This window comes from Bradyrhizobium tunisiense, assembly GCF_042263385.1.
Lineage (GTDB): Bacteria > Pseudomonadota > Alphaproteobacteria > Rhizobiales > Xanthobacteraceae > Bradyrhizobium > Bradyrhizobium tunisiense.
Map to the genome: position 1 here is coordinate 216,102 of NZ_JBHLEV010000006.1, position 19,596 is coordinate 235,697.

The 19,596-nt window shown below is 64.2% G+C and carries 19 protein-coding genes and 1 tRNA gene; 17 read left to right on the forward strand and 3 right to left on the reverse strand.

Annotated features, from left to right (window positions below):
• Nucleotides 1-70 precede the first annotated feature (70 nt).
• The 3 genes from ACFDR6_RS25675 to ACFDR6_RS25685 form a co-directional block, all read right to left on the reverse strand.
• A complete protein-coding gene (locus ACFDR6_RS25675; RefSeq protein ID WP_375859945.1) occupies nt 71-400 on the reverse strand; it encodes an HU family DNA-binding protein in 330 nt (109 codons plus the stop codon).
• 209 nt (nt 401-609) lie between these two features.
• A tRNA-Asp gene (locus ACFDR6_RS25680) sits at nt 610-686 on the reverse strand.
• Nucleotides 687-845: 159 nt separating this feature from the next.
• Nucleotides 846-1,049 (reverse strand): hypothetical protein, encoded by a 204-nt coding sequence (locus ACFDR6_RS25685; protein ID WP_212089891.1) that lies wholly within the window; start codon nt 1,047-1,049, stop codon nt 846-848.
• 488 nt (nt 1,050-1,537) lie between these two features.
• Here ACFDR6_RS25685 and ACFDR6_RS25690 point away from each other — a divergent pair, with 488 nt between their 5' ends.
• The 17 genes from ACFDR6_RS25690 to ACFDR6_RS25770 all read left to right on the forward strand — a co-directional run bounded on the left by ACFDR6_RS25690 (nt 1,538) and on the right by ACFDR6_RS25770 (nt 19,595).
• On the forward strand, nt 1,538-3,784 hold the full coding sequence (locus tag ACFDR6_RS25690) for a TonB-dependent siderophore receptor (protein WP_375860023.1): 2,247 nt from the start codon (nt 1,538-1,540) through the stop codon (nt 3,782-3,784).
• Nucleotides 3,785-3,806: 22 nt separating this feature from the next.
• A complete protein-coding gene (locus ACFDR6_RS25695; RefSeq protein WP_375859948.1) occupies nt 3,807-4,943 on the forward strand; it encodes a PepSY-associated TM helix domain-containing protein in 1,137 nt (378 codons plus the stop codon).
• A gap of 489 nt (nt 4,944-5,432) precedes the next feature.
• Nucleotides 5,433-5,798 (forward strand): NADH-quinone oxidoreductase subunit A, encoded by a 366-nt coding sequence (locus tag ACFDR6_RS25700; protein WP_212089895.1) that lies wholly within the window; start codon nt 5,433-5,435, stop codon nt 5,796-5,798.
• The gene (locus ACFDR6_RS25705; protein ID WP_167533053.1) at nt 5,789-6,376 is read left to right on the forward strand and encodes a NuoB/complex I 20 kDa subunit family protein; all 588 of its coding nucleotides are present in this window, start codon (nt 5,789-5,791) and stop codon (nt 6,374-6,376) included. Before ACFDR6_RS25700 ends, ACFDR6_RS25705 begins: the two co-directional genes overlap by 10 nt.
• An 11-nt stretch (nt 6,377-6,387) precedes the next feature.
• On the forward strand, nt 6,388-7,002 hold the full coding sequence (locus tag ACFDR6_RS25710; protein ID WP_212089897.1) for an NADH-quinone oxidoreductase subunit C: 615 nt from the start codon (nt 6,388-6,390) through the stop codon (nt 7,000-7,002).
• Nucleotides 7,003-7,004: 2 nt separating this feature from the next.
• On the forward strand, nt 7,005-8,201 hold the full coding sequence (locus tag ACFDR6_RS25715; RefSeq protein ID WP_375859949.1) for an NADH-quinone oxidoreductase subunit D: 1,197 nt from the start codon (nt 7,005-7,007) through the stop codon (nt 8,199-8,201).
• Nucleotides 8,201-9,166 carry an FkbM family methyltransferase gene (locus ACFDR6_RS25720; protein ID WP_212089901.1) on the forward strand — a complete coding sequence of 322 codons (966 nt, stop codon included), beginning with the start codon at nt 8,201-8,203 and terminating at the stop codon, nt 9,164-9,166. Before ACFDR6_RS25715 ends, ACFDR6_RS25720 begins: the two co-directional genes overlap by 1 nt.
• Nucleotides 9,167-9,178: 12 nt before the next feature.
• Nucleotides 9,179-9,790: an NADH-quinone oxidoreductase subunit NuoE gene (gene nuoE / locus ACFDR6_RS25725; RefSeq protein ID WP_011087680.1), complete on the forward strand. Its 612-nt coding sequence runs from the start codon at nt 9,179-9,181 to the stop codon at nt 9,788-9,790.
• Entirely contained in the window at nt 9,790-9,990 is a 201-nt protein-coding gene (locus ACFDR6_RS25730; RefSeq protein WP_212089909.1) for a hypothetical protein, read from the forward strand. The genes nuoE and ACFDR6_RS25730 overlap by 1 nt, the downstream gene beginning before the upstream one ends.
• 15 nt (nt 9,991-10,005) lie before the next feature.
• Entirely contained in the window at nt 10,006-11,331 is a 1,326-nt protein-coding gene (nuoF, locus tag ACFDR6_RS25735) for an NADH-quinone oxidoreductase subunit NuoF (protein ID WP_212089911.1), read from the forward strand.
• A gap of 5 nt (nt 11,332-11,336) precedes the next feature.
• Nucleotides 11,337-13,412, forward strand: coding sequence for an NADH-quinone oxidoreductase subunit NuoG (gene nuoG, locus ACFDR6_RS25740; protein ID WP_212089919.1), 2,076 nt, complete (start codon nt 11,337-11,339; stop codon nt 13,410-13,412).
• 10 nt (nt 13,413-13,422) lie between these two features.
• A complete protein-coding gene (gene nuoH / locus ACFDR6_RS25745) occupies nt 13,423-14,490 on the forward strand; it encodes an NADH-quinone oxidoreductase subunit NuoH (protein WP_131868155.1) in 1,068 nt (355 codons plus the stop codon).
• Between the two features lie 14 nt (nt 14,491-14,504).
• The gene (gene nuoI / locus ACFDR6_RS25750; RefSeq protein WP_026232873.1) at nt 14,505-14,993 is read left to right on the forward strand and encodes an NADH-quinone oxidoreductase subunit NuoI; all 489 of its coding nucleotides are present in this window, start codon (nt 14,505-14,507) and stop codon (nt 14,991-14,993) included.
• A gap of 9 nt (nt 14,994-15,002) precedes the next feature.
• Nucleotides 15,003-15,641 (forward strand): NADH-quinone oxidoreductase subunit J, encoded by a 639-nt coding sequence (locus ACFDR6_RS25755; protein ID WP_375859950.1) that lies wholly within the window; start codon nt 15,003-15,005, stop codon nt 15,639-15,641.
• The gene (gene nuoK, locus ACFDR6_RS25760) at nt 15,638-15,946 is read left to right on the forward strand and encodes an NADH-quinone oxidoreductase subunit NuoK (protein ID WP_015685769.1); all 309 of its coding nucleotides are present in this window, start codon (nt 15,638-15,640) and stop codon (nt 15,944-15,946) included. Before ACFDR6_RS25755 ends, nuoK begins: the two co-directional genes overlap by 4 nt.
• Before the next feature lie 61 nt (nt 15,947-16,007).
• Nucleotides 16,008-18,086 (forward strand): NADH-quinone oxidoreductase subunit L, encoded by a 2,079-nt coding sequence (gene nuoL, locus ACFDR6_RS25765; protein WP_212089921.1) that lies wholly within the window; start codon nt 16,008-16,010, stop codon nt 18,084-18,086.
• A complete protein-coding gene (locus ACFDR6_RS25770) occupies nt 18,087-19,595 on the forward strand; it encodes an NADH-quinone oxidoreductase subunit M (protein ID WP_375859951.1) in 1,509 nt (502 codons plus the stop codon).
• Nucleotide 19,596: the final 1 nt, after the last annotated feature.

Here is a 19,596-nt window from a genome sequence, read left to right on the forward strand (position 1 = left end):
CGGTATATCAGAAAAAGCGGGCCGCGATGCGGCCGGAACGGCGCGGAGCAGGCCTGGTAAACGCTGAACCTCAGATCGCCTCTTTCAGTTCCTTGACTGGGCGGAAGGTGACCTTCTTGCTGGCCTTGATGTGGATCGGCTCGCCGGTGGCGGGATTGCGGCCGGTGCGGGCGGCCCGTTTGCGGACCTGGAGGATGCCGAGCCCGACGATACGGACGCGATCGCCCTTCTTCAGGTGCCTGGTGATCAGATCGACCATGTCGGTGAGGACAGATTCGGCGTGCTTTTTCGACAAGTCCTGGCTCTCCGCGATGTCGGCGGCGAGGTGCTTGAGGGTGATGGTGGCGGGGGCGGCTGCCTTCTTTGCCGAATCCTTCTTGGCCAGATCCTTCTTCGCCATGGCAGGCCTCCTCGATGGTCCAATGACGGGGCATCCCTGGAAAAGCCGAGCATGGGGTGGGGATCCCTCTAAGTGCTTTGAGGCGTAGACGATTCGGGCGCGGGTTGACCATGCCACGGGTTCCCGCCGGCCGAACGCCGTCCACGGCTCGCCGCAGCCGCGGCAGACCTCGAGGATTTCAGGCTAAGACTTTGAGGGGATTGCCAAAATGGCGCGAGAGACGGGGCTCGAACCCGCGACCTCCGGCGTGACAGGCCGGCGCTCTAACCAACTGAGCTACTCCCGCGTGGTTCGCTGATGCGCGCGGAACGAGGGGGGACTTAAAGGCGGGGCTGGGTGAAGTCAAGGACGTTGCGCTGGCGTGGTGGATCTCGGCTAAGCATTGCTCTGGAAAACGAAAATGGCCGCCCGGAGGCGGCCATGGGTCAGCCCGGAAGAGGACGTTTCAGCGAATCTCCGACGTCCCGGCGCTCGTCACCACCACCGGCTTGCCGGCCTTGATCACGGGCGTGGACTGGGCGGTCTGGGTGTGATCGGCATTGGTGCGGGCTGCGATCCCGAAGCCGGCCACCATGATGCCGGCCACCAGCGCCACCACCACGATCTTCAGGTGGGTCGCACGATCAGCGGAGTGAATTGAGTGGTTCATCTGAGCCTCCCGACGGGCTTTGCCGCCGTCTATGGCTCTTGTCTTAAGGAGCATCTGTTTCCGGATGGTTTCGCGGGTTCCGCGAAATGGTTTCATCTCCCGCCCAAGCGGTTTCGCCGGATGGGGCGGGCCGGACCCGGTCTCAGGCGCCGGCATGGCCGTAGTCATCCCGGATCGCGCGGGCGGCCCAATGAGCAAGAGCGTGCGAGCATGGCGATGACCGCCGAGGCTTGGTGACCCGGCTTGGCGGTCCTGGGGGCAGGTCGATCAGCTCACGGCGATCGCCGCCGACATGCTCGAGAGTGAGAAGAGTTCGCGCTGATCTCGCCGCGATCGTCGTTAGATCGACTCTAAGAGTCGTTCTAAGAACATTTCAATTAGGGAATTCGCGCACCCTCCCATAAGCCTCATCGCAGCGCATGCCGTCACGGGACTGACGGCATGACGCATGCAAAATACGTTTGGGGTGGCGCGTGAACAGACTTGGAATGCTGCGGTCGGCCGTGTTGGCGACCGCATCCGCTTTGATTTTGGTGCCGCAGGCATCGCTTGCACAAACGTCCGCGCAGAGCGGCGCGACGAACCTGCCGTCGGTGACCGTCACCGCGCCGGACGCACGCCGGCGAGCTGCCGCGACGCCGCAGCGTCGCGCGCCGCGGTCGGCGCAGACCGCGGCCAGGAGCACGCCGCAGCCGCAGCGCAATGTCGGCTTCGTCGAGACGCCGCGTGGCCCGGTGAACGGCTACGTCGCCGGTCGCAGCTCGTCCGGCACCAAGACCAACACGCCGATCATGGAGACGCCACAGTCGGTGTCGGTGATCGGTGCCGAGCAGATCCGCGACCAGAAGCCGAACAAGCTCGACGAGGTGCTGCGCTATACCGCCGGCGTGCGCGCCGGCACTTTTGGCGCGGACACGCGCAACGATTGGTGGTTGATCCGCGGCTTCAAGTCCGACGACATCGGACTGTTCCTCGACGGCATGCAGCTGTTCTACACCTCCTATGCGAGCTGGCGGCTGCCGCCCTCCAACATGGAGCGCGTCGAGGTGCTGCGCGGTCCGTCTGCCGTGCTCTATGGCGGATCGAGCCCGAGCGGCATCGTGAACGTCATCAGCAAGATGCCGCCGGCCGAGCCGATCCGCTACATCGAAACCGGCGTCAACAATTTCGGCAATGCCTATATCGGCTTCGATGTCGGCGGGCCGATCGCGACGCAGCCGCAGGACGGCAAGCTGTTCTACCGCGTCGTCGGCGAGGTCAGGAACGGTGGTACGCAGGTCGACTTCACACCCGACAACAACTACTTCATCGCGCCGTCGTTCGCGTGGAAGCCGGATGCCGACACGACCTTCACGGTTCTCGCATCGGCCTCGAAGACGGACACAAGAGGCATCAACTTCCTGCCATACCAGGGCACGGTGACGAACGCGCCGTTCGGCAAGATCCCGACCAGCTTCTTCGTCGGCGATCCCAATGTCGACAAGTTCACGCGCGAGCAGGAGATGCTCGGCTACCAGTTCGAACGTCATCTCAACGACGACCTGACGTTTCGCCAGAATGCGCGGTTCGCGCACATCGACCTGACCTATCGCGGGTTCATCGGCAACGGCTGGGACAACATCAACACGGCGACGATGGGCCGTTATAACTGGTACGCGAAGAACACGGCGAACCAGGCCAATCTCGATAACCAGCTGGAGTATCGCTTCAATACGGGGCCGGTGCGGCACACAATGCTATTCGGGGTGGATCTGAAGGGCTATCAGATCGACGACTACCAGAACTTCAATTTCGGCACCGTCCCGTCGATCAATGTCTTCAATCCCGTCTACGGTCTCAACATTCCGCTCACGGGCGCTCCGTTCCGCAATTTCCAGATCACGCAGAAGCAGGCAGGCGCCTACCTTCAGGATCAGTTGAAGCTCGGCAACTTCACGCTCGTGCTGAGCGGCCGCAACGACTGGGTCGAGACAAAGCAGGACGCGCGTGACACCGGGGCCGCGGTCGCCAGCCGTGACGACAGCAAGTTCAGCGGCCGGGCCGGGCTGATCTACAATTTCGACAACGGCATCGCGCCCTATATTTCCTATGCGACGAGCTACAATCCGGTCATCGGTCTCAACGCCAGCAACCAGCTCTTCCTGCCGGAGACCGGGCAGCAGACCGAGATCGGCGTGAAGGTCGCGCCGAAGGGGTTCGACGGCTATTTCACCGCCTCGGTGTTCGACCTGAAGCGGCAGAACGTGGCGACGACCGCCGGTACGCCGATCCTGCTGAACCAGACCGGCGAGGTGACCTCGCGCGGTATCGAGCTCGAAGCGGTGGCCAATGCCACCAAGGAACTCAAGCTGATCGGCGCCTTCACCGCCTATCATCTCTTCAACAGCCGGGATCTCGATCCGTCGTTGGTCGGCAAGGCGCCGACCAATACGCCTCAGCTCCTGGTCTCCGGCTGGGCCGACTACACCTTCAAGGATGGGCCGCTCGAAGGCTTCGGTTTCGGCGGCGGCGTGCGCTACGTCGGCTCGTCCTGGGCCGACCCGGCCAACACCCTCGAGGTTCCCGCAGTGGTGCTTGGCGATCTCGCGCTTCATTACGAATGGCAGAACTGGCGTACGGCGCTCAACGTGATCAACCTGACCGACAAGATCTATGTCGCGAGCTGTTCGTTCCCGACCTCCTGCTTCTACGGCGACCGCCGGCGCGTCACCGCCAGCGTCTCCTACAAGTGGTAAGCGCCGGCGAGAGGAGGGCCTCGTGAAGGCGCGCGCGGTCAGGCTCTGGTCCGTGGTCCACACCTGGACCAGCCTGATCTCGACCGTCTTCCTGCTGCTGCTCTGCCTCACCGGCCTGCCGCTGGTGTTCCACCACGAGATCGATGAGCTCCTGGGCTATGCCCCCCAGCCCGAAGCTCATGCGAGCGCGGCGCGCGCGAGGCCGCAAGCCATCGCCGACGCCGCGCTCGCCGCCGATCCGGGCCGGGTGATGCAATATATCTCCTGGGACAAGGACGAGCCCGGGATCGTGATGGCGTTCACCAACAATGCGCCTGACGGGCTTCCCGACAATGCGACGGTGCGGGCCTTCGACGCCGTCTCGGCAAAACTGCTCGGGCCGGTCGGCGTCGGGCCGATGCTGATCGTCCTCAAGCTGCACACCGACATGTTCGCAGGCCAGGCCGGAAAATTGTTTCTCGGTGCGATGGGGCTGCTATTCGCCGTCGCCATCGTCTCTGGCGTGGTGCTGTATTGGCCGTTCACCCGCCGCCTGCGCTTTGCCACCATCCGTGATCATGCGTCCCGACGCGTGCGCTGGCTCGATTGGCACAATCTGATCGGGGTGGCGACGGTGGCCTGGGCGCTGGTGGTCGGACTGACCGGCGTCGTCAACACCTGGGCCGAGCTGATGCTGAACCAGTGGAAGGCGACCGAACTCGCCAGCATGGTCGCACCCTATGCCGGCAAGCCGCCGCCCGTGCATCTGGCCTCGCTCGATGATGTCGTCTCCCGCGCGAAAGGGGCGGCCCCCGGCATGGAGGTCGCGTTCATTGCTTTTCCGGGCACGCTGTTCACGTCCTCGCATCATTTTGCCGCCTTCATGCGAGGCGACTCGGCGCTGACATCGCGGCTGCTCAAGCCAGTCCTGCTGGACGGCGAAAGTGGGGAGGTCGCCGACAGCAGGGCACTGCCGCTCTATCTCCAGGCCCTGCTGATCTCGCAGCCGCTGCATTTCGGCGATTACGGCGGCATGCCGCTCAAGGTGATCTGGGCCGCGCTCGACCTGCTCACCATCGTCGTGATCGGCAGCGGCCTCTATCTCTGGCTGGCCCGGCGGAGGAAGCGAAAGTCCGCCCGCGCCGACACATTCGCCGGACGAGCCCCGGTCCCGTCGTGATGCATGGCTGGTCCGATCGCTCGCGCCTGTGGATACGTGTCTTTGCGGCACCTATCATGCTCGCGGCTGCGACCATCACCGGTCTCCTGGCTGCGCTCCTCTGGGGGACGGCCGGCCAATATGTCGCCTGGCTGACGGTGGGGGCCCCCGTGCTGGTCATCGCCTGGGTTTGGGTGCGCTGCCGCACTCAAAAAACCGGGCAATTTTCACGGCCGGCACGCGATCAGTAGCTGACGCAGCCTGCGCGCAGCAAATCCGGACGTGCTGCCGGCCCTGCAGTTCTGCAAAACGCGGACGCCCTTGCTGGGCCCAGCGATCTGCTCCATACCACCCGCGGGGTGATTCCGGGATTTTCACCGTTCTGGGGGCGGCAAAGGGCCTAAAAAGAGCGTGTCTTGCGCCCATTGGTGCACTGCGCTAAGGCTCAGAATAATTCCAAATCGGACGAATCCGTGGCTGTCCCGAGGCTGCGGGAAAAAGGGCTCGCCAATGAGCGGCATTCTGCAGAACTATCTTCCACTCGTCGTCTTTATAGGGGTAGCGAGCCTGATCGGCCTCGTGCTGCTGATCGCGCCCTTCGTCGTGGCGTTCCAACAGCCGGACCCGGAAAAGCTGTCGGCGTATGAGTGCGGTTTCAACGCGTTCGACGACGCGCGCATGAAGTTCGACGTGCGCTTCTACCTGGTCGCCATCCTCTTCATCATCTTCGACCTCGAGGTGGCGTTCCTGTTTCCCTGGGCGGTGGCGTTCGGCAAGCTTGGCGCGACCGGCTTCTGGTCCATGGTGGTGTTTCTCGCCGTGCTGACGGTCGGGTTCGCCTATGAATGGAAGAAGGGAGCACTCGAATGGGATTGAACCCTGCATCGTCCACGGGTCCGGTTCTCGCGCCGGCCCCCAAGGGCATCCTGGATCCGTCGACCGGCAAGCCGGTCGGGGCCAATGATCCGTTCTTCCTCGAGGTCAATTCCGAGCTGTCCGACAAGGGCTTCTTCGTGGCCGCGACCGACGACCTCATCACCTGGGCGCGCACCGGCTCCCTGATGTGGATGACCTTCGGTCTCGCCTGCTGCGCGGTCGAGATGATGCAGGTGTCGATGCCGCGCTACGACGTCGAGCGCTTCGGCTTCGCGCCGCGTGCCTCGCCGCGCCAGTCCGACGTGATGATCGTCGCGGGCACGCTGACCAACAAGATGGCGCCCGCGCTGCGCAAGGTCTACGACCAGATGCCGGAGCCGCGCTACGTCATCTCGATGGGCTCCTGCGCCAATGGCGGCGGTTACTATCACTATTCCTACTCGGTCGTGCGCGGCTGCGACCGCATCGTGCCGATCGACATCTACGTGCCGGGCTGCCCGCCTACGGCGGAAGCGCTGCTCTACGGCGTGCTGCTGCTGCAGAAGAAGATCCGGCGTACCGGCACCATCGAACGCTAAGGTTTTACGTCATGGACGACGCCAAGCTCGACGCCCTGGGGCAGACGATCGTTAGCGCGCTTCCGGGCGCCGCCACCGGTCATTCGGTGGCCTTCAACCAGCTCACGGTCGATGTCGAGGCCAGCAAGATCGTCGAGGTGGTCAAGTACCTCCGCGACGACCCGAACTGCCGCTTCATCAACTTCACCGACATCACGGCCGCAGACTATCCGTCGCGCGAAAAGCGCTTCGACGTGATTTATCACTTCCTGTCGCCGACCCTGAACACCCGCATCCGGCTCAAGGCCCAGGCCGACGAGACCACGCAGGTGCCGTCGCTGATCGATGTGTTCCCCGGCGCCGACTGGTTCGAGCGCGAGGCCTACGACCTCTACGGCGTGTTCTTCGTCGGCCATCCCGACATGCGTCGCATCCTCACCGACTACGGCTTCGAGGGTCATCCGCTGCGCAAGGATTTCCCGACCACCGGTTTCGTCGAGGTCCGCTACGACGACCAGGAGAAGCGGGTGGTGTACGAGCCCGTCCGGCTCAACCAGGAATTCCGCAAGTTCGATTTCCTCTCGCCATGGGAAGGCGCGGACTATCCGGTCCTTCCGGGAGATGAAAAAGCGGGGCCGAAGGTCTGATCATGAACGAGCAACCCGAACAGCTTCGCAATTTCACCATCAACTTCGGGCCGCAGCATCCGGCGGCGCACGGTGTGCTGCGCCTCGTGCTGGAGCTTGACGGCGAAGTCGTGGCCCGCGTCGACCCGCATATCGGCCTGCTTCACCGCGGCACCGAGAAGCTGATCGAGCAGAAGACCTACCTCCAGGCGATCCCGTACTTCGATCGCCTCGACTACGTCGCGCCGATGAACCAGGAGCACGCCTTCTGCCTCGCGGCGGAGAAGCTGCTCGGCATCGAGGTGCCGCGCCGCGGCCAGTTGATCCGCGTGCTCTATTGCGAGATCGGCCGCATCCTGTCGCACCTGCTCAACGTCACCACGCAGGCGATGGACGTCGGCGCGCTGACCCCGCCGCTGTGGGGTTTCGAAGAGCGCGAGAAGCTGATGGTGTTCTACGAGCGCGCCTCGGGCAGCCGCATGCACGCGGCCTACTTCCGCGTCGGCGGCGTGCATCAGGACCTGCCGCAGAAGCTGGTCGACGACATCGAGGCCTGGTGCGATCCGTTCCTCAAAGTGGTGGACGACCTCGACCGGCTCCTCACCGCCAACCGCATCTTCAAGCAGCGCAACGTCGACATCGGCGTGGTGCCGCTGAAGGAAGCGTGGGAGTGGGGCTTCTCGGGCGTGATGGTGCGCGGCTCGGGCGCGGCCTGGGATCTGCGCAAGTCGCAGCCCTACGAGTGCTACGCCGAGATGGATTTCGACATTCCGATCGGCAAGAACGGCGACTGCTACGACCGCTATCTGATCCGCATGGAAGAGATGCGCCAGTCCGTGCGCATCATGCAGCAGTGCATCCAGAAGCTGAACGCGCCTGACGGCAAGGGCCCCGTCGTCGTCGAAGACAACAAGGTCGCGCCGCCGCGCCGTGGCGAGATGAAGCGCTCGATGGAAGCGCTGATCCACCACTTCAAGCTCTACACCGAAGGCGTTCACGTGCCGGCCGGCGAGGTCTACGCCGCGGTCGAGGCGCCCAAGGGCGAGTTCGGCGTCTACCTGATCTCCGACGGCACCAACAAGCCTTACAAGTGCAAGATCCGCGCGCCGGGCTTTGCGCATCTGCAGGCCATGGACCACATCTGCCGCGGCCATCTGCTCGCCGACGTCTCGGCGATCCTCGGCTCGCTCGACATCGTGTTCGGAGAGGTCGATCGCTGATGGGGCAGCAGGCGCCAATCCAGTTCGACCGCGCCTCGGGGGCCCTTGAAGGGGCCAACCTGTGGGAGCGGACGGCTGCCTTGGCGCTGGTGACGGGATCGAAGATCTCGTCGCACTTCTCGCATATGGGCTACATCGCCTGCGCCAATCTGCTGCGGAAGACGCTGCCCGAGCGCAACATCGCGATCAGGCTCAATCCCGACGCCGTGTTCGAATTCCCCTATGGCGACGGCTATTGGAGCAAGCTGCTCAACCGCTCCTATAATTACGAGGACGAACTCGAACTCTTGTTCGCCGACTCCATCGACGTCGACTACACCTTGCTCGATTGCGGCGCCAATTACGGCTACTGGTCCGTGCTGGTCTCGAGCGAGCCGTTCGGTTCGCACAAGGCCATCGCGATCGAGCCGTCGGGGCAGAACTACCCGAAGCTCGCCAACAACGCCCGTGTCAACGGCGGCCGCTTCGAGACCATGAAATGTGCGATCGGCGCCACCCGCGGCACGGCGCGGCTGTCGGGCACCAAGCACGAAGCCTTCAGCATCGCCGGCGATCCGTCGGCCGGCGGTGAGGAGGTGCCGGTCATCTCGCTCGACAATCTGATCGAGGACGGCAAGGTCGCGGCTACCGGCAAGTACCTGATCAAGCTCGACGTCGAGGGCGTCGAGATCGAGGCGATCAAGGGCGGCGCCCGGCTGCTCCAGGCCGACAGCGTCATCATGTGCGAGGAGCACGGCAGCGACCGCTCTCATGCGGTGTCGCGCTTCATCCTCGAGCAGACCCCGCTGAAGCTGATCGTGTTCGATCCGCGCAGCAACCGGATGGAGACCGTGACCGAGCTGTCGATCCTCGACCGGATCAAGGTCTCGACCCACGTCGGCTACAACGTTTTCGGCACCGCAAGCGCATTTTGGCAGGACAGGATCGAAGCCCTGAATGCGAAAACAGCGCGCCGCATGCAGTGAGAGATTGAAGAGATGTCCGTTCGCCGATTAGCACCGAAGGAAGTCCAGCCCGCGAGCTTCGCGTTCACGGAGGAGAACCTCGCGTTCGCCAAGCAGCAGATCGCGAAATATCCGGCCGGCCGCCAGGCCTCCGCCGTCATCGCCATCCTCTGGCGCGCGCAGGAGCAGCACGACGGCTGGGTCTCGGAAGCCGCGATCCGCGTCATCGCCGACATGCTCGACATGCCCTATATCCGCGTGCTGGAAGTGGCGACCTTCTACACCATGTTCCAGCTCGCGCCCGTGGGCAAGAAAGCCCACGTCCAGGTCTGCGGCACCACGCCGTGCCGGCTGCGCGGCGCCGAGGATCTGATCCACGTCTGCGAGCACCGCATCCATCACGAGCCCTTCCATCTTTCCAAGGACGGCAATTTTAGCTGGGAAGAGGTCGAGTGCCTGGGCGCCTGCGTGAACGCGCCGATGGTGCTGATCGGCAAGGACACTTATGAGGACCTGACCAAGGAGAGCTTCGGCAAGGTGCTCGACGGTTTCGCTTCGGGCAATCCGCCCAAACCCGGTCCGCAGAACGGCCGCCAGTTCTCGGCGCCGATCACCGGGCCGACAACGTTGAAGGAGATCACCTGATGCGTGATCTCATCGCAATGGGAGGGACCGCGGCCGTGAAAAGATGGGGCTTTGTCGCCATGCACGCCGCGATTGCGGCTGCCTTCATGTTCCTGCTGCAGCGTTTCTTCATGAACGCGTCGCAGGAGACCAGTCTGCTCTGGGCGCTGTTCTTCGCTGTCTGCGCCGCCGGACTTGCCTACAAGCAGTCCATTCGTTGATCGGAAAGCACTGATATGCTCGAGGACAAGGACCGCATCTTCAAGAACCTCTACGGCCTCCACGATTGGGGGCTCGAGGGTGCGCGGCGCCGCGGCGCCTGGGACGGCACCAAGAACATCATCGACAAGGGCCGCGACTGGATCATCAACGAGATGAAGGCCTCCGGCCTGCGCGGCCGCGGCGGCGCCGGCTTCCCGACCGGCCTGAAATGGTCGTTCATGCCGAAGGAATCGACCGACGGCCGGCCGAGCTATCTCGTCGTCAACGCCGACGAGTCCGAGCCCGGCACCTGCAAGGATCGCGAGATCATGCGGCACGATCCGCATCTCCTGATCGAAGGCTGCCTGATCGCGAGCTGCGCGATGAATGCGCATGCCTGTTACATCTATGTCCGAGGCGAATTCATCCGCGAGCGCGAGCATCTCCAGGCCGCGATCGACCAAGCCTACGAGGCCAAGCTGGTCGGCAAGGACAACGTCAACGGCTGGCCGTTCGACATCTACGTCGCCCACGGCGCCGGCGCCTATATCTGCGGTGAGGAGACCGCGCTGCTCGAAAGCCTCGAAGGCAAGAAGGGCCAGCCGCGGCTGAAGCCGCCGTTCCCGGCCAATGTCGGCCTGTTCGGCTGCCCGACCACCGTGAACAACGTCGAGTCCATCGCGGTTGCGCCGGACATCCTGCGCCGCGGCGCGGCCTGGTTCGCCGGCATCGGCCGTCCGAACAATGTCGGCACCAAGCTGTTCTGCATCTCCGGCCATGTCGAGCGGCCCTGCAACGTCGAAGAGGCCATGGGCATTCCGTTCCGTGAGCTGATCGACAAGCATTGCGGCGGCATCCGTGGCGGCTGGGACAACCTCAAGGCCGTGATCCCCGGAGGATCGTCGGTGCGCATGGTGCCGGCCGAGCAGATCATCGACACGCCGATGGATTTCGACTCCTTGAGCAAGCTGCGCTCCGGCCTCGGCACTGCGGCCGTCATCGTGATGGACAAGTCGACCGATTTGATCCGCGCCATCGCCCGCATCTCCTATTTCTACAAGCATGAGAGCTGCGGCCAGTGCACGCCGTGCCGCGAGGGCACGGGCTGGATGTGGCGCGTGTTGACCCGCATGGCCGAAGGCCGCGCCCACAAGCGCGAGATCGACATGCTGCTCGAGGTGACGAAGCAGGTCGAAGGCCACACTATCTGCGCGCTCGGCGACGCGGCGGCCTGGCCGATCCAGGGTCTGATCGCGCATTTCCGTCACGAGATCGAGGCGCGCATCGACGAGTATTCGCATAGAGCTGACATTGACGATATCGGCGTCCGCGATCCCGTGAACATGGTCGCGGCGGAGTAAGAAGAATGACCAAGCTCATCATCGACGGCAAAGAGATCGATGTCCCCGCCGAGTACACGCTGTTGCAGGCGTGCGAGGCGGCCGGCGCCGAGATTCCGCGCTTCTGCTATCACGAGCGGCTGTCGATCGCCGGCAATTGCCGGATGTGCCTCGTCGAGGTGAAGGGCGGCCCGAAGCCGGTCGCGAGCTGCGCCTGGGGCGTGCGCGATTGCCGTCCGGGTCCCAAGGGCGAACCGCCGGAAATCTCGACACGATCGCCGATGGTGAAGAAGGCACGCGAAGGCGTGATGGAATTCCTTCTGATCAACCATCCCCTGGACTGCCCGATCTGCGACCAGGGCGGCGAGTGCGACCTGCAGGACCAGGCGATGGGCTACGGTGTCGACACCAGCCGTTTCGCCGAGAACAAGCGCGCGGTGGAGGACAAATATCTCGGCGCGCTGGTCAAGACCTCGATGAACCGCTGCATCCAGTGCACGCGCTGTGTCCGCTTCTCGGCGGAAGTGGCGGGCGCCCCTGAGATGGGTGCGACCGGTCGCGGCGAGGACATGGAGATCACGACCTATCTCGAGCACGCGCTGACGTCTGAATTGCAGGGCAATCTCGTCGACATCTGCCCGGTCGGCGCGTTGACCTCGAAGCCTTATGCCTTTGCGGCGCGCCCGTGGGAGCTCGGCAAGACCCAGTCGATCGACGTCATGGACGGCGTTGGATCTGCGATCCGCGTCGACACCCGCGGCCGCGAGGTGATGCGCATTCTGCCGCGCATCAACGAGGCGGTGAACGAGGAGTGGATCTCCGACAAGACCCGCCACGTCGTCGACGGCCTGCGCACCCAGCGCCTCGACCGGCCCTATATCCGGGAGGCCGGCAAGCTGCGCGCGGCGAGCTGGAGCGAGGCCTTTGCTGCGATCGCGGCCAAGGCGGCGCGCACCGACGGCAAGCGCATCGGCGCGATCGCGGGCGATCTCGCCGGCGTCGAGGAGATGTTCGCGCTGAAGGACCTGCTCGCCAAATACGGCTCGGCCAATCTGGCGGTGCAGGGCGGCGACGCCTTCGATCCCGCGCTCGGCCGCGGCTCCTACATTTTCAACCCGACGCTGGCAGGCGTGGAGCAGGCGGATGCGCTGCTCATCATCGGTGCCAATCCGCGGAAGGAGGCGGCCGTGTTCAACGCCCGCATCCGCAAGCGCTGGCGCGCCGGCGGTTTCAAGGTCGGCGTGATCGGCGCCAAGCCAGATCTGACCTACGACTACGATCACCTCGGTGCGGGCACCGAGACGCTCGGTGAGCTGGCGGCCGGCAGGCACTCCTTCATGGACGTGCTGAAGAACGCCAAGAACCCCATCATCCTGGTCGGCGGGGGCGCGGCCTCGCGCCACGACGGCGCGGCCGTTCTCGCGGCCGCTGCCAAGCTCGCGCTCGACGTCGGGGCGGTCAAGGACGGCTGGAACGGCTTTGGCGTGCTGCACGAGACCGCCTCGCGCGTCGGCGCGCTCGATATCGGCTTCTCCGCAACCGGCGGCGGGCTGAACGCTGCGCAGATGACCACGTTCGGCACGCTGGACTTGCTGTTCCTGCTCGGCGCCGACGAGATCAACGCGCCTGACGGCACCTTCGTCGTCTATATCGGCACCCATGGCGACCGCGGCGCACACCGCGCCGACGTCATCCTGCCTGCGGCGGCCTATACCGAGAAGTCGGCGATCTACGTCAACACCGAAGGCCGCGTGCAGATGACCGGCCGCGCCGCGTTCCCGCCGGGAGAGGCCCGCGAGGACTGGGCGATCATTCGCGCGCTGTCGGAAGCGCTCGGCAAGAAGCTGGGCTACGACTCGCTTGCGGCCCTGCGTCAGGCGGTGTTCAAGGCGGTGCCGCACCTGATCCGTCTCGATCAGATCGAGGCCGGCTCGGCCGACCAGATCAAGAAGCTGGCAGGGAAGGGCGGCTCGCCGGAAAAGGCGCCGTTCAAGCCGCTGGTCGAGGACTTCTACCTGACCAACCCAATCGCGCGTGCCTCCGCCGTGATGGCGGAATGCTCGCGCCTCGCCTCCGGGCATATGCTGACCGCAGCGGAGTGAGCGTGATCTGATGGAATTTTTCGAAAGCGCATTCTGGACCGGGTTCCTCTGGCCGCTGATCATCATGGTCGCGCAAAGCGTCCTCGTGCTCGTCGTCCTCCTGGTCGCGATCGCCTACATCCTGCTCGCCGACCGCAAGATCTGGGCGGCGGTGCAGATCCGGCGCGGCCCGAACGTGGTCGGCCCCTGGGGCCTGCTGCAATCCTTCGCGGACCTGCTCAAGTTCGTGCTGAAGGAGCCGATCATCCCGGCCGGCGCCAACAAGGGCGTGTTCCTGCTGGCCCCGCTGGTGTCGTGCGTGCTGGCGCTCGCGGCCTGGGCGGTGATCCCGACCAATCTCGGCTGGGTGATCGCCGACATCAATGTCGGCGTTCTCTTCATCTTCGCGATCTCGTCGCTGTCGATCTACGGCATCATCATGGCCGGCTGGTCGTCGAACTCGAAATACCCGTTCCTCGCCGCGCTGCGCTCGGCGGCGCAGATGGTGTCCTATGAAGTCTCGATCGGCTTCGTCATCATCACCGTGCTGCTCTGTGCCGGCACGCTGAATCTTTCGGCCGTGGTCGAAGCCCAGCACGCGCGCGGCCTTGCCAGCCTGATCGGGCTGCCGCAGCTGACCATCCTGAACTGGTATGTCTGGCCGCTGTTCCCGATGTTCGTGGTGTTCTACGTCTCGGCCCTGGCGGAAACCAACCGCCCTCCGTTCGACCTCGTGGAAGCTGAATCCGAGCTCGTCGCCGGCTTCATGGTCGAGTACGGCTCGACGCCGTACCTCCTGTTCATGCTCGGCGAGTATGTCGCGATCGTCACGATGTGCGCGCTGGCGACGATCCTGTTCCTCGGAGGCTGGCTGCCGCCGGTCGACCTGCCGCCCTTCAACTGGGTGCCGGGGATCATCTGGTTCTCGCTGAAGCTGTTCTTCATGTTCTTCCTGTTCGCGATGGCAAAGGCGATCGTGCCCCGCTACCGCTACGATCAACTGATGCGCCTCGGCTGGAAGGTGTTTCTGCCGCTGTCGCTGGTGATGGTGATCGTGGTGGCCGGCGTGCTGCATTTCGCCGGCATCGCGCCGAAGTGAGGGCCGTCATGGGTATCAACATCAACGCCACTGCTCGCTCGCTTCTGCTGTCGGAATTCGTCTCGGCGTTCTTCCTCGCCATGCGCTATTTCTTCCAGCCGAAGCCGACGCTGAACTATCCGTTCGAGAAGGGCCCGATCTCGCCGCGCTTCCGCGGCGAGCATGCGCTGCGCCGCTATCCGAACGGCGAGGAACGCTGCATCGCCTGCAAGCTCTGCGAAGCGGTCTGCCCGGCGCAGGCCATCACCATCGAGGCCGGCCCGCGCCGCAACGACGGCACTCGCCGCACCGTGCGCTACGACATCGACATGGTGAAGTGCATCTATTGCGGCCTCTGCCAGGAGGCCTGTCCGGTCGACGCCATCGTCGAAGGTCCGAACTTCGAGTTCGCGACCGAGACCCGCGAGGAACTGTTCTATGACAAGGCCAAGCTGCTCGCCAACGGCGATCGCTGGGAACGCGAGATCGCGAAAGCGATCGAGCTCGACGCGCCGTACCGGTGAGGTGAGGGCATGATCCTTCCCGCGCTCTTCTTCTATCTCTTCTCCGGCGTCTGTGTCGCCTCGGCGGTGATGGTGATTGTCTCGCGCAATCCCGTGCACTCCGTGCTGTACCTGATCCTGGCCTTCGTCAACGCATCCGGCCTGTTCGTGCTGATGGGCGCCGAATTCCTCGGCATGATGCTGATCGTCGTCTATGTCGGCGCGGTCGCTGTGCTGTTCCTGTTCGTGATCATGATGCTCGACGTCGATTTCCTCGAGCTGCGCGAGGGCTTCATCGAGTATCTGCCGGTTGGCCTCGTGATCGGCGGCATCTTCCTGTTCGAGCTGCTGCTCACCGTCGGCTTCTGGGTCATCAACCCCGGCGTCGCCAAGACGATCACGGCGGCGATCCCGGCGAACGTCTCCAATACCGAGGCGCTCGGGCTCGTGCTCTATACGAAGTACATCCACTACTTCCAGCTCTCTGGCATGGTGCTGCTGGTCGCCATGATCGGCGCCATCGTGCTGACGCTGCGCCACAAGGCGAGCGTCAAGCGGCAGGACATCAACGTTCAGAACGCGCGCACGCCCGAGATGGCGATGGCGATGCGCAAGGTGGCGCCGGGGCAGGGGCTCTCGGACGCCGATGCGGCGGAGTGGGTGAAATGACGATCGGGCTCGGGCACTATCTGGCGGTCGGCGCGATCCTATTCACGCTGGGGATCCTCGGCATCTTCCTGAACCGCAAGAACATCATCGTCATCCTGATGTCGATCGAGCTTATCCTGCTCGCGGTCAACATCAACCTCGTGGCGTTCTCGACCTTCCTCGGCGACATCGTCGGCCAGGTCTTCGCGCTTTTGGTGCTGACCGTCGCAGCCGCTGAAGCCGCGATCGGTCTCGCCATCCTGGTGGTCTATTTCCGCAACCGCGGCTCGATCGCGGTTGAGGACGTCAATCTGATGAAGGGCTGATCGCATGATCCGGAAAAGTGGACACCGGTTTTCCGACCAGATCATGCGGAAAGAGTAAGTCATGGTTCAGGCAATTGTCTTTCTGCCTCTGCTGGGCGCCGTTTTGGCCGGCCTGATCGCGCTATTCGGCGCGCATGCCCGCAACCCCTCGGGCGACGAGCTCGATCATCACGGCGACCACGGCCATGGCGATGCCCACGCGTCGGCGGCCCATGACTCTCATGGGCATGACGACCATGGCCACGACGATCACGGCCATGGCCCGACCGAGCCGGCCGCGGCGGGCTCGCGCGGCGCCGAGCTGATCACGACGGCTTTGCTGTTCGTCTCGGCGGCGCTGTCCTGGATGACGCTGGTCGATGTCGGCTTCATGCACCACGACTACAGGATCCAGATGCTGCCCTGGATCTTCTCCGGCGACCTCCAGGTCTGGTGGACGCTGCGCGTCGACACGCTCACGGCCGTGATGCTGGTGGTGGTGACCACCGTGTCCTCGCTCGTGCACCTCTATTCCATCGGCTACATGGACGAGGATCCGAACCGGCCGCGCTTCTTCGGCTATCTCTCGCTGTTCACCTTCGCCATGCTGATGCTGGTGACGGCGGACAACCTCGTGCAGTTGTTCTTCGGCTGGGAAGGCGTGGGTCTGGCCAGCTATCTGCTGATCGGCTTCTGGTACCAGAAGCCGTCGGCGAACGCCGCCGCGATCAAGGCGTTCGTGGTCAACCGCGTCGGCGACTTCGGTTTCGCACTCGGCATCTTCGCGGTCTTCATGCTGGCCGGCTCGACCGATTTCGAGACCATCTTCCATGCCGCGCCTGGCCTTACCGGCAAGACCATCAACTTCCTTGGGTGGCATGCCGACGCGCTGACGCTGACCTGTCTCCTCCTGTTCATGGGCGCGATGGGCAAGTCGGCACAGTTCCTGCTGCACACCTGGTTGCCGGACGCGATGGAAGGCCCGACCCCGGTCTCCGCGCTGATCCACGCCGCGACCATGGTCACCGCCGGCGTGTTCATGGTGGCGCGCCTGTCGCCGCTGTTCGAGCTCGCCCCGAACGCGCAGGCCGTCGTGATGTTCTTCGGCGCCACCACGGCGTTCTTCGCCGCGACCATCGGCCTCGTCCAGAACGACATCAAGCGCATCGTCGCCTATTCGACCTGCTCGCAGCTCGGCTACATGTTCGTGGCGATGGGAGCAGGGGCCTACTCGGTCGGCATGTTCCATCTGTTCACGCACGCCTTCTTCAAGGCGCTGCTGTTCCTGGGCTCCGGTTCGGTGATCTACGCGATGCACCACGAGCAGGACATCCGCAACATGGGCGGCCTCTGGAAGAAGATCCCCTACACCTATGCGGTGATGGTGGTCGGCACGCTGGCGCTGACCGGCTTCCCGCTTACCGCGGGCTATTTCTCCAAGGACGCGATCATCGAAGCGGCCTACGCCTCGCATAATCCGTTCGGAGTGTACGGCTTCCTGATGACGGTCGTCGCGGCCGGCCTGACCTCGTTCTACTCCTGGCGCCTGATCTTCAAGACCTTCCACGGAGAGCCGCATGACGAGCATCACTATGAGGCCGCGCATGAGGCTCCGATCTGGATGCTGATCCCGATCGGCGTGCTCGCGGTCGGCTCGTTCGTCGCAGGCCTGCCGTTCAAGGAGCTGTTCGCCGGTCACGGCATCGAGGAGTTCTTCCGCGAGTCCGTGAAGATGAATCCGCACATCATCGAGGAGATGCACCACATCCCGCAGGCCATCGCGTTGCTGCCGACCGTGATGATGGTGCTGGGCTTCCTGGTGTCGTACTTGTTCTATATCCGCCGGCCCTACCTGCCGGTCGAGCTCGCGAACACGCAGCCGATGCTGTACCAGTTCCTGCTCAACAAATGGTACTTCGACGAGCTCTACGACATCATCTTCGTCCGTCCGGCGAAGTGGATCGGTTACCAGCTCTGGAAGAAGGGCGACGGCTTCATCATCGACGGCCTCGGTCCCGACGGCGTTTCGGCCCGGGTCCTGGACGTCACCCGCAACGTCGTGAAGATCCAGACCGGCTATCTCTATCACTACGCGTTCGCCATGCTGATCGGCGCCGCCGGCCTGATCACCTGGTTCATGTTCGGCTTTGGAGGCCAGTAAATGACAACCTGGCCCATTCTTTCGGTCACGACGTTCCTGCCGCTGGTCGGCGCGCTGATCGTCTATCTCAGCCGCGGCGATGACGAGGCGGCCAAGCGCAACTCGCGCTGGATCGCGCTCTGGACCACGCTGATCACCTTCGCGGTGTCGGTGATCCTGGTCATGCGCTTCGACGCGTCGAATCCCGACTTCCAGTTCGTCGAGAAGGCGAACTGGCTCGCCACAGGCATCACCTACCACATGGGCGTCGACGGCATCTCGCTGCCGCTGGTGATCCTCACCACCGCGGTGATGCCGTTCTGCATCATCGCGAGCTGGAAGGCGATCACCAACCGCGTCCGCGAATACATGATGGCGTTCCTGATCCTGGAAACGCTGATGATCGGCACCTTCTCCGCGCTCGATCTCGTGCTGTTCTATCTGTTCTTCGAGGGCGGCCTGATCCCGATGTTCCTGATCATCGGCGTCTGGGGCGGTCCGCGCCGGGTCTACGCGTCGTTCAAGTTCTTCCTCTACACGCTGCTCGGCTCGGTCCTGATGCTGCTCGCCATCATGGCGCTGTACTGGAACGGCGGCACCACCGACATCCCGACCCTGATGCACACCGCCGTGCCGCGGTCCCTGCAGACCTGGGCCTGGCTCGCCTTCTTCGCCTCGTTCGCGGTGAAGATGCCGATGTGGCCGGTGCACACCTGGCTTCCCGACGCGCATGTCGAGGCGCCGACGGCGGGCTCGGTGGTCCTCGCCGCGATTCTGCTGAAGATGGGCGGCTACGGCTTCCTGCGCTTCTCGCTGCCGATGTTCCCGCTGGCCTCGCACGACTTCGCGCCGCTGGTCTTCACGCTCTCGGCCATCGCCATCATCTACACCTCGCTGGTGGCCTTGATGCAGGAGGACATGAAGAAACTGATTGCCTACTCGTCGGTGGCGCATATGGGCTTCGTCACCATGGGCATCTTCGCGGGCACCATGCAGGGCGTCGCCGGCGGCGTGTTCCAGATGATCTCGCACGGCATCGTCTCCGGCGCGCTGTTCCTCTGCGTCGGCGTCGTCTACGACCGTCTGCACACCCGCGAGATCGCGGCCTATGGCGGCCTCGTCAACCGGATGCCGCTCTACGCGATGACCTTCATGGTCTTCACGATGGCCAATGTCGGTCTGCCCGGCACGAGCGGCTTCGTCGGCGAGTTCATGACGCTGCTCGGCACCTTCAAGGTTTCGATCCCGACCGCGTTCTTCGCCAGCTTCGGCGTGATCCTGTCGGCGTGCTACGCGCTGTGGCTCTACCGCAAGGTCGTGTTCGGAGCGCTGGTCAAGCCGCAGCTCGCGAGCATGAAGGATCTCACCTTCCGCGAGTGCCTGACGCTGTTCCCGATGATCGCGCTGACGATCCTGTTCGGCGTCTACCCGAAGCCGGTGCTCGACATGTCGGCCGCCTCGGTCCAGCAACTCGTCAACAACTACAACACCGCTGTGACGGCCGTGAAGGCCGCCGCACTGCTCCAGTGAT